Consider the following 14,778-nt stretch of genomic DNA (forward strand, 5'->3'; position numbering starts at 1 on the left):
AATTGCTGTTTATGCAACAGGCACAAAAAAGGGGCGTAAGCCCCTTTCATAAATAGCATGCAAGCAGTGCTTATACTTTAAACTGCCTGATAGACTGCTGTAGCTCTTCGGCAAGACGTGCTACTTCGTGGCTAGATTCAGAGGTTTGCTGTGCACCCGCTGTCGTCTCTTCAGCAATGCCTACAATGGTTTCAAGTTTTTCACTGATTTCTTGCGATACGGTATTTTGTTCACGGGCTGACTGCTCAATTTGAGAGCTAACATCATGGGCCTTGTGAACCGCATCGGTAATGATATCTAGCGCCTGCGTGGCTTTTTCGGTTTGTGCAACACAAGCCGCAGTCTGCTCTTTACCTTGGTCCATCACAGACACCGCTTTTTCAGCACCAGCTTGAAGAACTTCAATCATGGCGTTGATTTCTTGTGTCGACTCCTGTGTGCGACTCGCAAGGGTTCTTACTTCATCTGCAACGACCGCAAAGCCTCGGCCTTGCTCACCGGCACGAGCAGCTTCGATAGCGGCGTTCAATGCAAGTAAGTTAGTTTGGTCGGCAACACCGCGAATAACGTCAAGAATGCCACCAATGCTTGCGCTATCTTGGTGAAGCTTATTAATAACGTCGGCTGCTTCTTGAACATCCCGAGACAAGATTTCAATAGTGTTTTTGTTTTCCAGCGAGATCTGGCGAACATTTTCTGCTTCGGCATCAGCATGACGAATTTGGCTAAGCGTGTCTTCGGCATTTTGTACAACAAGCTGCGACGTTGAGTGCATTTCTGTTGTCGCCGTCGCGACTTGGCCAATTTGTGATTTCTGATCCTGAATTGAATGTGTGGTTTGTGCCGTCACGGCTGATGTTTGTTCCGACGCCGCAGCTAACTGCTCTGCGCGAACGTTAATGGCAGTAATCAGCTCTTTCAGGTTGCCAATTAGCGTATTACAGTTTCTTGCTAGTAGCCCAAACTCGTCTTGCGCTGAATCGTCTAGGCGATGAGTAAGGTCACCCGATGAAGCAACAGTAAGTAGTTCGTTTACGCGATAAAGCGGGCGTGTAATAGCACGAACGGTTACGTAGCCAATGAAGGCTGCTACGGCAATAGAGATGAGAACAACAACAATAACAAAGGTGTTACCTGTTGTAATGGCACCGTTCACCTGATTTTCTATATGAGATGCTTTCTTATCAGCAAGATTCAGCAGGTTTTCAAGTGCCACAACACCCTGTGCGATATTTGAATCTGATGCATTAAGTGCTTGTTCAGCATCGTTTCTGCGCTCTAAACGATCCACATGAAGCTGCACTACGCCGTCGTTAGCTTTTATGGCATTGATGGCGTCATTTACTAAGTCGTTAATATCATCAAGTGTACCTGAGTCATCACGACCGCCCGCTGCTTCAACCATTTCGCTTAGCTGGGTAACTACTTTTTCAACTACAAGGTCAACTTCGTTGCCAAGTGTCTGTGAGCGAACTAGCGTTTCAGTTTTGATATATTCATAAGAAACAGTAAGTAGCGAAAGAAGCGAAGTTTCAAGTTGACCACCAATCTCAGCAGCACGTCTGAGGTTAGGATCGCGCTGAACCGCGTCTAGGTCCGAAAAATCCAGAAGGTAGGTAGAGGCATCGTCTGCATTATCTTCAGCATCACCTAGTTTGTCTTGTATATTGTTGCGCAAGTCGAGGTACATTTGGTGATTTTTGTACATAGCCTCAACATTAGTGATATACGCATCATAAGATTCGCGAACACTGTTTAGCGTGTTTCTAAGCTCTGGCTCATTACTAACGGCCTGCGCTAGCTTATTGTACTCGTTTTCAAAGGTATCTTTGGCAGAGTCGAATGACGCTCTTTTGTCCTTAAGATCACTTAAATCTTCTTCGATATAGCTTTCGAAGGTAAGTCGACCCATATTTAGGAAGCTTGCTTTAAGTGCATTACTGCCTGCTACCGTGGGCAAAGCAACGTCATTTACTTCCTCTGTTGCAGAGCCTATGGAATTGAGGTTATAAAGTGAGACAACACTTATAACGATTAGAAGTGCGCTAATCGCTACAAATCCCCCGATTACGCGTGTGGCTACCGTTATTTTCATCGGAACTCCTGGATGAGTGTTTTTTATTTTTATCCCTAACGATATTACCCGCCTCAGCTAACAAAATATAGCACTTATAAAGTGACGCTTGCTTGAATGCTGAGCAGGTAACGAAACATCATCGTTACTTTTACAAGTAAGTGTATCGGCTACAAAGACTTAATGTTTATTTTATTTAGCACTTAAGTCTAATTGTTATTACTGGTACAACCAGTTAAGCCGGGAAAAGCGGGTTCTTTCTCAGATAAGTTTCGTATCTAAAGGCGTGTATACAATAATGATTTTATGCTGTAACGCTAATCAAAGCTGAGGTATCTAAATTCAACAGCGTCATACTTTGCCCCCACACGTAGCCAGTATCTAAACCAACAAATTGTGAGTTATTTGTATGACCTGATAGGGCGGCCCAGTGTCCGAAAATTACTCGCTGGCTAGTTGTGAGCTTTGTATTTTCTACTTCAAACCAAGGCTTTAAGGTGCTATTAGCAGTATTGGAAACTGTACTAGGATGAGACTTGTTGTCAAAGTCGAGGGTGCCATCTGTATGAACAAACCGCATGCGCGTACACGCATTTACAATAAAGCGCAGTCGCTCGTCCTCCTCAAGTTTATCTGACCACTTGTCGGGTGTATTACCGTACATCTTTGAAAGAAAAGTGGCGTAATCATCGGACTTGAGGATGTTGCTAACTTCATCACTAAGTGAAACGCAATCATCGATAGACCATTGAGGATAAAGACCAGCGTGAACCATTATTGATTGTTCGTTTAACTTCGTTGCCAGCGGGAACTGCCTTAACCAATCGACAAGTTCTGTTAAATCTGCCGCATTAAGTAGTGGCTCTAATTTGTCTGACTTTTTCGCTTTGCGAATACCGTTTACAACAGCAAGTAAGTGCAGGTCGTGATTACCTAAAACACTACTAAATTGGCTGCCAAGAGATTTCAGAAAACGCAATGTGCTTAGCGAATCTTCTCCTCTTGCAACCAAATCGCCGACAGCAAACAGCTTGTCGTTTGTCTCGTCAAATTCTACTTTATCCAATACGCGGCGAAGGCCGTCATAACAGCCTTGAATATCGCCAATGACGTAGGTATTACCTTTAGACATAAAACCCTTAATGAAGAATGCTTGGAATAGCTAGGCGAAATACGTTTATAGGAACGCGGAAGCGCTCGCCGCTTTCTAGTTCCATTACATAATAGCCTTCCATATTGCCAACTGGTGTGTCAATGACTGCGCCGCTCGTATAGTCAAAATGTTCACCCGCTTTCATTATAGGCTGTTTTCCTACCACTCCATCACCTTCTACTTCTGACGTTTTACCGTTAGCGTCGGTTATCTTCCAGTAGCGACTAAGCAGTTGTACGGTATGCTCGCTATTGTTTTCAATAGTAATGTGGTAGGCGAAAGCAAATTGCTTGGAATCTGAGGGAAGGTGCTCAGGAAGGTGACGGGTTTTCACCCGCACCTTTATATCAAGTACATCCATAGAGGAACTTACTGCTCTTGTTGGTGCTCTTTTGCCGATACAGCGTTAGCTATAGTGGCAAAGTCGTTAAGCGATAGCACTTCTGCGCGAGAAGTTGGATCTATCCCTAACTCACGGATTTCTTCCTCACTCAAGCTGTCTTTCAGTGAGTTACGAATAGTTTTTCGGCGTTGATTAAAAGCCTGTGCACAAACGCGCTCAAGCGTGTTTACTGATTCAACATCAACGGGTGGAGCTTGATGCGGAACTAGTTTTACAACAGCCGAGTCTACTTTCGGAGGTGGCTTGAAGGCACCTGGCGGAACATTCAAAACAGGGATCACGTGGCAATAATACTGGGCCATAACAGAAAGCCTGCCGTAGTTCTTAGAGCCAGGGCCCGCTGCTAGCCTGTTAACCACTTCTTTTTGAAGCATAAAGTGCATGTCTTCAATGCACTGAGCATGGTCAAAAAGGTGGAACATTAGCGGCGTTGAAATGTTGTAAGGCAAGTTACCAAATACACGAAGCTTCTTGTCTTTTACTGGCATTTCTTTGCATAGTGCGCCGAAATCCATCGTCATCGCGTCTTGTTCAATAACGGTTAGTTTTTCTCCGTTGAATGGGTGATGTCGCAGTCGTTTGGCAAGGTCGCGGTCAAGTTCAATAACCGTTAATGCGTCAACTTCTTCACAAACAGGGTCTGTTAATGCGCCTAAACCCGGCCCAATTTCTACCAGGTTTTGCTCATTTTTTGGCGCGATGGCTGCTACAATTTTACCTATCACGTAGTCATCGTGTAGGAAGTTCTGCCCGAATCGCTTTCTGGCCGTATGGCCTAAATGTGTTTTACTCATTGTTGATGATGTGCAAGCTCAATGGCTTTTTCCAATGCTTTTCTGAAACTACCGGCGTCGGCTTCACCAGTACCTGCTAAATCTAATGCAGTACCGTGATCTACTGAAGTGCGAACAAAAGGTAATCCTAATGTGATATTCACTGACGCCCCAAAACCCTTGTATTTTAGCACGGGTAAGCCTTGGTCGTGATACATAGCTAGCACAACATCGGCATTTTCTAGGTATTTAGGCTGAAATATGGTGTCAGCGGGCAGGGGACCGGTGATCTTAAGGCCTTCGTCTCTTAATTCATTCAGTGCTGGAACAATAGTGTGAATTTCTTCAGTACCAATATGGCCATCTTCACCCGCGTGCGGATTTAATCCGCATACGTAAATGTGGGGCTCATTGATGCCAAACTTTAGCTTCAGGTCAGTGTTTATAATATGGATAACTTTGTGTAGGCGCTCGCGGGTTATCGCTTTTGCCACGTATTCAAGAGGGATGTGAGTCGTAGCTAGCGCTACATTTAAACCTTCTGTAGCTAACAGCATAACCACATCAATGGTATTAGACTGGTAAGCGAAAAACTCAGTATGTCCGCTGAAGGACACCCCTGCTTTGTTAATGATACCTTTATGTACCGGGCCAGTTACAACAGCGTCAAAGTCACCGTCCATATTGGCCTGGCATGCTTGGCGTAAGGTTTCGACTACATAAAGCCCGTTCTCACTATCAAGCGTTCCGGGGATAACATCAGCAGTTTTGTCTATCTGCTTTATAAACAACGAACCCGCATCTTGTATCTGCGGGTTATTTGCATCGTAATCGATTAGTGTTAACGGAAGCCCTAAGGCGCTTGCTCGTGCTTTTAGCATGTCGCCATCGGCAAACACGACAAGCTGGGCTTGCCATGTTTCCTGGGCCAGTTTAATGATCAAATCTGGCCCGATACCTGCCGGTTCTCCCGGCGTTATTGCTATTTTAATTGGTGTGCTCATGAATAACTTATTATTAAGATTCGACAACTTCGACGTAAGCGGCATCACGCATCTCACGTAACCAGTTCTCGGTTTCTTCTGAAAATTTACGATTGAAAATAAGCTGAGAAGCTTTCTCTTCTTTGCGTTTATCCGTTGCGTCATCCATGCGACGGTCGTTAAGTTGAATCAAGTGCCAGCCGTGAACCGTGCGCACTGGGTCGCTGTATTCGCCAGGTTCAAGCTGTGATAATGCTTCTTTAAACTCAGGTACATAGTTACCTGGGTCAGACCAACCTAATTCTCCACCGCGAAGGGCCGAGCCCGGGTCTTCCGAATATTCTTTTGCTAACTCTGCAAAGTCCGCCTCACCGTTTTTCAATTCTTCTTTAAAGCGCACTAGCATCTGTTTTGCTTTTTCTTCGCTTAAAATAATTGATGGCTTAACCAGAATATGGCGCGAGTTAACTTCTTCAACGGTAACTTTCTCAATACCGCGAGTATCTAGTACTTTTAGAATGTGAAAGCCTGCGCCGCTTCGGATAGGACCAACAAGCGCATCTTTATCTTTATCTTGAATCGCTTCAGCGAAGAGTGTTGGCATAGCATTAATATTCAGCCAGCCCATATCACCACCTTCTAATGCTTCGTTACCCGATGATGAAGCAATGGCAATTTTAGCAAAATCAGAGCCCGACTCTAATAGTGAGATAACTTTATCTGCGCGGTCACGTGCTGCCTGAATGTCTTCGTCTGTTGGTTCAGGTGGGAAGCCAATAAGGATATGACCTAAACGGTATTCTGCCTGCGTTGCACCCTGTTGCTCCATTATTTCTATCAGCGTATCTATTTCTTGAGGCGTGATATAAACGCGGCGGCGTACGTTTGCGCGGCGTACTTCACCCATAATGATTTCTTCACGAATATCTTCGCGATAGTCATCGTATGCAATGCCTTCAGCGGCTAATTGCGCGCGAAGTTGTTCAACGGTCGCATTTTGATTGGCCGCAATATTACCAATGGTTTGCTCAAGTTGAGGGTCACTGATACGAATACCCATACGCTCAGCCATTTGTAGCTGAAGGCTCTTCGTAATTAAACGCTCAATAGCCTGTGTACGAAGCGCACGGTCTGAAGGTAGCTGTTGGTTGTTAGCTTCAGCGTTGCGCTTAACGTCTTGTACGAGGGCTTTAATTTCACTCTCAAGTATAACGCCTTGGTCAACAATTACAGCAACGCGGTCAAGCATTACTTCTTGTGCCACGCTATTAAACGAGAGTAGGGCACCTAACATCAATGCACGGATAATGAACTTCATACACACTCTTTTATTATTGGTTAATTGCTTTCAAGCGCTGCTGAGCGCTCAACTGCGGGTTAATTTAAACTATAAGGCTGGCGATAGCCAAACATACCGTCTTCAAGCATGCTTCTTTGGGTTCCCGACGAACCAATGCCTTTGAAGATAAACTGTAGCGAAACACCAGAGTCAAAATCATCCGTTGTTTGGACGCCACTGTCGTTGTAGCGGTTGTTCAAACTGCGCTGAGCAACAAGTCGAACTGCCCAGCAGCACGACTCATATTGAATACCTGCGTAGGTTTCCACACTTCGATTGCGCTCTAAATCTCGATAAGTACGTCCAACCCACTGCCAATTCTCAGAAATTGGCCAGCTTGCTGAAACACCAATTTGATTAATGGTTTCACCACTAAGGTCGCGAACGTAGCGATGACTTAATTGAATAAAGCGCGCGTCATCTTTACGGTATTCAATGCCCACGCTGCTCAGGTCAACTTTGTCTGTATCAGTGGTGACCTGCACATCAGAATGGAAAAACCAATTTTGGTTAAAGCGCCAATCTACCTCAGCGGCAAGGGCTGAACGATCTTGATTTTTAGTTGCCGCAACCACTTTGTTATCTTCAAGGTAGAATATCTGACCCACACTAAGAACGAATTGTTCCCGATTGTTTTTATCTAACATGCGTGTGGTAGCACCAAGGGTAATCTGGTTGTTGTCGCTAATTCTATCAAGGCCAGTAAACTCTTGGCCTCGAAACAAGCCTTCAACATCGGTCAACAGCGGTGTTGAGTCATAAAAGCCGATGGCAGTTTGATCTTCATAAGACGTGTAAAGATACTGAATTTTAGGTTCAAGGGTCATCGACATATCGTCACTAAACCAAGATGTATCTCTTTCGAAGTATAGTGCACCGTAAAGACGAGCCTGACCAAGGGTACGCTCTACATCTTCTTCTAAATCGGTTCCTTCCACATTGTCTTGCTGATATACAGTTTGAAAAACTGTGGTTTCGGCAACGACTTCACCCCACGCCGCGCGAACCGGTACAGCAAGCGTTGGCGCAATGTGGAATCGCGTTGCGGTTGGCGCAGTATCTAACGTGTTGTCGAAATGAGCGACTTCTGAGTCAAGGTTAAACTCAAAGTATTCGCCTAGTGCTTTGTTGTAGTTAACTTTAATTTCTGGAACAGCGCGATAGCTGTCAGCAGTATCACCTAATACTTCGAAATCTTTAACCTGCATACTGACTGAAAGGTTCTGAGAGTAGTAACTCAAACCAATATTTCGGTATAGATGGGTATCAGAGCGGCTGTAGTAGTCTGACCCAAGGTCTACTATGTAGTTATCGTCACTTAGTCCGTTGAAATCAATATTGAGCAGCCAGTTATCAGCAATTAACCCTTGGTGTTCAAGGCGATAAAAATATCGGTCTGGGTTACCTGAAATATCCGAATCACTTGGTAGATATTCAACGTAGGCTGTACCTTGACTGCGTTCTGTTAGGTAACGAAACTCGGTATTTAGCTGAAGACCGCGCAATGACATTAATCGGGGGGATATAGTCATGTCGTAGTTAGGCGCAATATTCCAGTAAAAAGGCTGAGTGTAGTCTACGCCAGTTCGACTAGAACTCGTCAGCTCGGGAAATAACAAGCCGGTTTGTCGCTCATTACTTACTGGAAACGCAAAATAAGGCAAGTAAAATACAGGAACATCGGCAATGTAGAACCTGGTGTGTTTGGCTTGACCCCATACCGTCCCTTTTTCCAAGCTGATTTCGCTGGCGCGAATCATCCAGTCTTCATCACCCTCTGGGCAAGTAGAGAAACTTACTTCCTTTAGAACTATGCCGGTATCTGTATCTAACAAAATATCTTCGGCTGCACCTTGTCCTACAAACCCAGTCAGCTTATAGCGGGTATTTTGCATCTCCAAGCGCTCTTCTTCAGAACGCAAGGTTACCGCATCGCTTTCCACTTTTAGTTGCGCATCTTGGTAGGTTACATCGCCTTTTGCAATAAGGTCGCGCCCACTACCGGTTCCATTAACTTGTGCCTGCGAGGCACTGATTATCGCGGTGTCTGACGTTATGTCTACATTGCCAGAAAACAGAGCTACAGTGTCTTGAATGATTTCTGTACGATTAGCTTCAACTTTAACATGGCCCTTAGGCATCAATGCTTGGCTACTAAAAGTAACAGGTTCGACTGAGCAGAATGCAAGAGGGGCTGCATCTGAGTTTGATTGAGAATTTGAAGCTGTCGTTTCCTGTGCAAACGCGACCGTAGGCAAAAGAGTCGCGGAAACAAGCATGGCGCAGGTGTTTTTCATGCGTAAATGGGTGGCCTGTTTTGTTGTATGTTGCTTTTAAACCCAAGTAAGACGACTTGCGTCTCGGTTAGTTCGACATAACGATTAAAAAAACCAGTGATCAAGCGCCCTTTACTGCTTTTACCGTAGAAAAGCTTGGGGCTCACTAGCTATTACTATTTTATACAAGCGCTCAATTCTAAGCGCTTCTGTCGCAATTACCAACCATTCAGGCAAAAAAATGCACTTTTATATGCACAACACATCAAAGACAGCGGTAATTAGCGGCAGTAAGCTTGATTTCGCTCTGCTTAAGCCCTAGTTAATTAACTTATGTATTTGATATGATGATTAACGCGCTTTGCACGGCGTGAATTAACGACAGTAACATCAACTTTCTAAACAGTGCACCAATGGAGAATGACGCGATGTCAATTTGGGGAAAAATCCTCGGCGCCTTGTTCGGCTTTATGTTTTTGAAAATACCAGGCGCGATCCTAGGGCTGGTAGTCGGACACTTTTTTGATAAAGCCTATCGCCAAGACTTTAATCAACTAGGTGGCTTTGGGCGCTTTTTTACTGATCAGGACAATTTAAAGCAGCAAGCCATTTTCTTTCATAGCTTGTTTAGTGCATTAGGTCATCTTGCTAAGTCTGACGGCAAGGTGACTGATAGAGAGATTCAAATTGCTACAGCGCTAATGGACGAAATGCGCCTGACAGGCGATGCCCGCCGAGAAGCACAGGATGCATTCAGAGAGGGCAAAGCACGAGACTTCCCTTTAGTGGATACGTTAAAAGGCTTCTATGATGCCAGCCACGGTCGACGGGATATTCTGCAAGTATTCTTGGAAATTCTTATTCAAGCGGCGTTTGCCGACGGTCAGCTTTCTCAAGAAGAATACAACGTATTAGAAAAAGTGGCGAAACCTCTGGGTTTTAGGCGTCGTGATTTAGATTACCTTATTTCGATGTATGAAGCTGAAATTCGATTCAGACAACGGGCACACTCAGGTGCGGGGCAACGTGCTCACTCGGGGGCAGGACAGCGGCACCGTGGTCAGCAATCGGCCTACTCAGAACAGCAAAGCTTAGATGATGCCTATCGCATTCTAGGCGTAGCAGCATCTGACGATGAGAAAGTAATAAAGCGAGCTTACAGAAAGCGCATGGCTGAACATCATCCAGATAAACTCGTGTCTAAAGGCTTGCCAGAACAGGCGATGGAGATTGCCAAAAAGAAGGCGCAAGATATTCAGTCAGCTTACGAGTTGATTAAGCAAAAGCGTGGCTTCTAAATGGCAAAAATTGAACGTGAGTTAACCTATGTGCCTGCGGCAAGTCAGGCACATATTGATGGTTTTATTGAAATGTTGTGGCTCGAAAAAGGGCTTTCAGAACATACTCAGCAAAGCTATCGCACCGACCTCACTAAGCTTGCCATTTACAGCAACAATCAAGGGGTGAAGGATATTGCTGTGCTGACCACTGAACAGCTTCAAGATTACCTTGCCTATCGCCATGATAAAGGCCTGTCCACTCGCAGCACGCAACGCGCGCTTAGCGCCATTCGCGCCTTTTTTGTGTTTCTTATAAGCAAACAAATTCGCGTAGACAGCCCTGTTTCTGCGTTGTCTAACCCAAAAACGCCAAAAGCCTTGCCTTCTTCTTTAAGTGAGCAGCAGGTTGAAGATTTACTTAATGCCCCTTTAACTGACGACCCAATTGAATGCCGAGACAAAAGCATGCTTGAAGTCCTCTATGCTACGGGCCTGCGTGTAAGTGAGTTAATAGGGTTAACGATGGACCAAGTTAGCCTTCAACAAGGCGTGGTAAGGGTGGTAGGTAAAGGAAACAAAGAGCGCTTAGTACCTCTTGGGGAAGATGCAATCGAATGGTTACTAACCTATATAAAAACCGCCCGGCCTATTCTTGCCACAAAAACCTCTGACGTGGTTTTTCTAAGTAAACGCGGACAAAAAATGACGCGCCAAACATTTTGGCATCGCATTAAGTACTATGCGGTTAAAGCAGGTATTGAACAACATTTATCCCCCCATACATTACGCCATGCTTTTGCTACGCATCTGTTAAACCACGGCGCAGATTTACGTGTAGTACAAATGTTGTTAGGTCATAGCGACTTATCTACAACCCAAATTTATACCCATGTAGCGACAGAGCGACTGCAGACGCTTATTCATAGTCATCACCCCCGAGGCTAACGAGTACAAAAATGCATTGAGCAAGAATGCTACAAACTGAGCTCTGTGTACGACGAGGCTCTGCTTATGCATGTATTAAACGAAAAGGGGTGTGATAGGATATAAATGAAGGATTACTTTAGATTAAGCGTAGTAGCCCAATACTGGGGGGTTGTAGTTTATTAACCCCGTGGTTACCTTAAGAGCATTCTGTTGCAGCGCAATGCACAGATAATCAAAAAATTAGCGAGAAAAGTGCAATTTTTTGCTAAGTTCGTCGGTCTGAAAGTAATGAGTATGAAAATGTTTAGTGGTTGCCTTAAGATGAAAGCACATATTTAGGCAGCTGCAATCTAGGCCAAGTGAGTACAAACAAGCTTAAATGGCGAAATGGAGAGTATTTAGTGAAAGCAGTAAAGAAAATTTTGTTAGCCAGCGTAGTAGCGGCAGGTTCTCTGTTAGGGTTGAGCGCGCAAGCTGCTGACGAAGCCGCTATCCGCGATAAATTAACGTCAATGCTTGGGCTAGATGTAGAAACTATTGCCGATTCTCCTGTATCTGGTTTGGTTCAGGTATCTACAAACCGCGGCTTGTTTTATGTAAGTGAAAACGGACAATACTTGCTTCAGGCTCGTGTTTTTAACATTGATGAAGAAATGCGCAACGAAACAGAACTCGCCCTTTCAGGCTTGCGTAAAGAGGGCGTTGCATCAATGGAATCGTCGTCTATTACGTTTAAAGCTAAAAACGAAAAGCACGAAATAAGCGTGTTCACAGACATCACTTGCGGCTACTGCCGTAAATTTCATAACGAAATTGACGAGCTTAACGATGCCGGTATTACGGTTCATTACCTAGCGTTCCCACGTTCTGGGCTAAATAGCCAGAACTATGAAGATATGGTGTCAGTATGGTGTGCTGAAAACCCGCAAAGCGCATTAACAAAAGCTAAAGCTGGCAACGATGTGGTAAGCGCTAGCTGCAAAAACAAAGTGGCAGAGCAATATATGCTAGGCCAAAAACTAGGGGTGAACGGCACGCCTAATATCGTGTTGCCTGATGGTTCATTGATTCCTGGTTACCAGCCTGCCGCATTGCTCGCAAAAGCGTTGGAAGGCGAAGAGTAGTCATTTAAACTCTTTAGTTACTGACATGAAAAAAACGCACGCATTGTGCGTTTTTTTGTTTTCTGCGGTATGATTCATAGCGTTATTTTTCTTACGTTCTTTCGTATGGTTTCACTTTGCAGTTAGCGCAGAGCTTCTATTTGAAAACGTGTATTCTTTATTGAATATATTCAATTTAAGTTTGCCTAAACTTTCTTAATATCAAGTGTTTAAGATAACTGCAATCACAGTATTGGTTTAGTGGTATTTCATGATTTTGCCTATTGTTCGCCGCGAGGTATCCGGCGCCTCGTTAAGCTCCGACTTACACCCTGTTATCGACAGAATTTACCGCGGTCGCAATATTGCGAATATGGATGACTTGGAGAATGGCCTTAAAGGACTTACGCATTTCAATGTATTAAAAGGGATGCCTCAAGCCGCGCAAATCCTTGCCAATGCCGTTGTGCAAAATAAGCGCGTTATCATAGTGGGCGATTTTGATGCCGATGGCGCTACCAGTACATCGGTATGTATACTGGCGCTTCGAGCTATGGGCTATCACAACGTTGATTTCCTTGTACCTAATCGCTTTGATTTTGGTTATGGGCTTAGCGTACCTATTGTCGATGAGGCAGCGAAACTAGGTGCCGAGGTTATTGTAACCGTGGATAACGGCATATCTTGTATTGACGGTGTAACCCATGCTAAATCTTTAGGTATGCAGGTTGTGGTGACCGATCACCACTTGCCAGGTGATACATTACCGCCAGCTGATGCGATAGTGAACCCTAACCAACCTGGCTGTGAATTTCCCTCTAAAAACTTAGCTGGCGTGGGTGTGGCTTTTTATATCATGCTTGCGCTTAAAGCTGAGCTACAGCAGCAAGGGTATTTTGAGAAAGTAGGTATTGCACCACCCAACTTAGCTTCCCTGTTAGATATTGTTGCTGTTGGCACCGTGGCCGATGTGGTGGTTTTAGATAAAAATAACCGAATTTTAGTTCACCAAGGTCTTCAGCGTATCCGTGCTGGTAAGTGTCGACCAGGTATTAAAGCGCTAGTTGAAGTCGCAAACCGCGATTGCGCGCACCTAACCTCCACCGACTTGGGCTTTGTAGTAGGTCCCAGACTTAATGCTGCCGGTCGCTTAGACGATATGTCGCAAGGCATTGCTTGCTTACTAGAAGATGAAACCATTCAAGCGCGAATGATAGCGGCAGAGCTCGATGCGCTTAACAAAGAACGCCGCGAAATTGAAACCGGCATGAAAGCACAAGCCGAAACTGTACTAGAGCAGATGGCACTGGATGAAGGCGATATGCCAAGCGCACTGGTGGTTTATCGCGAAGACTTTCACCAAGGCGTGATTGGTATTGTGGCAGGCCGGCTAAAAGAGAAGTATCTTAAACCTGTTATCGCTTTCGCTCATCAAGACGATATTGTGATTAAAGGCTCGGCGCGCTCCATTCCTGGTGTGCACATTCGCGATGTACTTGATGAAGTAAATACACGCTATCCTGGCGTTATCGAGAAATTTGGTGGACACGCCATGGCCGCTGGTTTGAGTTTGCCTGTCGCCAAGCTTCCTGACTTCGAGCAGGCTTTTGTTGACGTTGCTCGTACCCATATGGAAAAGCTTGATGGCAATCATGCACTGCTCTCTGACGGTGATTTATCTTCAGAAGAATTGTGTTTGCCTTTTGCGCATTTATTGCGCCAGGCAGGTCCGTTTGGTCAGGGTTTTGAATCACCGTTATTTGATGGAGAATTTACGCTTCTCGATCAGCGACTAGTAGGACAAAAGCACCTTAAGATGGTGTTGAAAAGTGATGGCGCCAGTGAAGTAGACGCTATTGCGTTTAACATTGATTTAAAAGCATGGCCTAACGCCATGGTAAAGCGTGTACATATCGCTTACCGCCTTGATATCAATGTTTTCAGAGGGCAAGAAACTGTACAGCTTATTATTGAGCAAATAGAAGCGGTTTAAACGAAGTTGATTCACGTACAGCATTGAGCCTTCTAAAACCTAGCTAGTCAAAAAGCGATACGAGCTAAAGAACTAAAGAGCTAAAAAATAAGAAAAAAGAGGCAAGGGTGAAAAGCGAACGACAGAAACTGGTGGAAAAGCATAGTCAGCTTAATCAAACCGACAATATTAAAGTGATTTCTCACGTTCAGCGTGAAGAAAAAGACAGCGATTGGATACGCCACACCATTATGCTAGAAGGCATTGATGTCCCTTTTATTTACCGGCGAAAACAGCAATATCAAAGTTTAAAAGGGGCTCGAGTAAACGTAACTTATTATCGCCATGTAGAAGATGTGGCTGGCATTGAATTTGAAACCATGAAAGTGGTAAGAATTAAACGCAGCTAATAAGTTATTTGCCTTTGCAGCTAAAATACACCTTTTAACTTGCACCTAAATAGCTACCGATTCGGTGCTAAACAATAGTGAACAA

At 44.6% G+C, this 14,778-nt stretch carries 12 protein-coding genes; 5 read left to right on the top strand and 7 right to left on the bottom strand.

The features are described 5' to 3' along the window. Nucleotides 1–70: 70 nt before the first annotated feature. The 7 genes from PCAR9_RS03395 to lptD all read right to left on the bottom strand — a co-directional run bounded on the left by PCAR9_RS03395 (nucleotide 71) and on the right by lptD (nucleotide 9,022). Nucleotides 71–2,095 (bottom strand): HAMP domain-containing methyl-accepting chemotaxis protein, encoded by a 2,025-nt coding sequence (locus tag PCAR9_RS03395; RefSeq protein ID WP_179982406.1) that lies wholly within the window; start codon nucleotides 2,093–2,095, stop codon nucleotides 71–73. A 283-nt stretch (nucleotides 2,096–2,378) separates the two neighbouring features. Next, nucleotides 2,379–3,206, bottom strand: coding sequence for a symmetrical bis(5'-nucleosyl)-tetraphosphatase (locus tag PCAR9_RS03400; RefSeq protein ID WP_179982407.1), 828 nt, complete (start codon nucleotides 3,204–3,206; stop codon nucleotides 2,379–2,381). Between the two features lie 7 nt (nucleotides 3,207–3,213). Beyond that, nucleotides 3,214–3,588, bottom strand: coding sequence for a Co2+/Mg2+ efflux facilitator ApaG/CorD (gene apaG, locus PCAR9_RS03405; protein ID WP_179982408.1), 375 nt, complete (start codon nucleotides 3,586–3,588; stop codon nucleotides 3,214–3,216). A gap of 8 nt (nucleotides 3,589–3,596) precedes the next feature. Then, on the bottom strand, nucleotides 3,597–4,424 hold the full coding sequence (rsmA, locus tag PCAR9_RS03410; protein WP_179982409.1) for a 16S rRNA (adenine(1518)-N(6)/adenine(1519)-N(6))-dimethyltransferase RsmA: 828 nt from the start codon (nucleotides 4,422–4,424) through the stop codon (nucleotides 3,597–3,599). Continuing rightward, nucleotides 4,421–5,407, bottom strand: a complete 987-nt coding sequence (gene pdxA / locus PCAR9_RS03415; protein ID WP_179982410.1) for a 4-hydroxythreonine-4-phosphate dehydrogenase PdxA — start codon at nucleotides 5,405–5,407, stop codon at nucleotides 4,421–4,423. The genes rsmA and pdxA overlap by 4 nt, the downstream gene beginning before the upstream one ends. A 13-nt stretch (nucleotides 5,408–5,420) precedes the next feature. Further along, complete coding sequence (gene surA / locus PCAR9_RS03420; RefSeq protein ID WP_269475054.1) at nucleotides 5,421–6,710, bottom strand: peptidylprolyl isomerase SurA; 1,290 nt, start codon at nucleotides 6,708–6,710, stop codon at nucleotides 5,421–5,423. Nucleotides 6,711–6,763: 53 nt separating this feature from the next. Beyond that, nucleotides 6,764–9,022, bottom strand: a complete 2,259-nt coding sequence (gene lptD / locus PCAR9_RS03425; protein WP_179982412.1) for an LPS assembly protein LptD — start codon at nucleotides 9,020–9,022, stop codon at nucleotides 6,764–6,766. Nucleotides 9,023–9,429: 407 nt separating this feature from the next. On the opposite strand from lptD, the gene djlA reads away from it, so the two are divergent. From djlA to PCAR9_RS03450, 5 genes are all read left to right on the top strand, one after another. Continuing rightward, entirely contained in the window at nucleotides 9,430–10,299 is an 870-nt protein-coding gene (djlA, locus tag PCAR9_RS03430; protein ID WP_179982413.1) for a co-chaperone DjlA, read from the top strand. Continuing rightward, the gene (gene xerD / locus PCAR9_RS03435) at nucleotides 10,300–11,226 is read left to right on the top strand and encodes a site-specific tyrosine recombinase XerD (protein WP_179982414.1); all 927 of its coding nucleotides are present in this window, start codon (nucleotides 10,300–10,302) and stop codon (nucleotides 11,224–11,226) included. It begins immediately after the preceding gene. A gap of 383 nt (nucleotides 11,227–11,609) precedes the next feature. Continuing rightward, nucleotides 11,610–12,332 carry a bifunctional protein-disulfide isomerase/oxidoreductase DsbC gene (gene dsbC / locus PCAR9_RS03440; RefSeq protein WP_179982415.1) on the top strand — a complete coding sequence of 241 codons (723 nt, stop codon included), beginning with the start codon at nucleotides 11,610–11,612 and terminating at the stop codon, nucleotides 12,330–12,332. A gap of 250 nt (nucleotides 12,333–12,582) precedes the next feature. Beyond that, nucleotides 12,583–14,304: a single-stranded-DNA-specific exonuclease RecJ gene (gene recJ / locus PCAR9_RS03445; RefSeq protein WP_179982416.1), complete on the top strand. Its 1,722-nt coding sequence runs from the start codon at nucleotides 12,583–12,585 to the stop codon at nucleotides 14,302–14,304. Between the two features lie 107 nt (nucleotides 14,305–14,411). After that, the gene (locus PCAR9_RS03450) at nucleotides 14,412–14,693 is read left to right on the top strand and encodes a hypothetical protein (protein ID WP_179982417.1); all 282 of its coding nucleotides are present in this window, start codon (nucleotides 14,412–14,414) and stop codon (nucleotides 14,691–14,693) included. Nucleotides 14,694–14,778 lie beyond the last annotated feature (85 nt).

Origin of the sequence: Alteromonas macleodii, assembly GCF_903772925.1 — a bacterium.
GTDB lineage: Bacteria > Pseudomonadota > Gammaproteobacteria > Enterobacterales > Alteromonadaceae > Alteromonas > Alteromonas macleodii_A.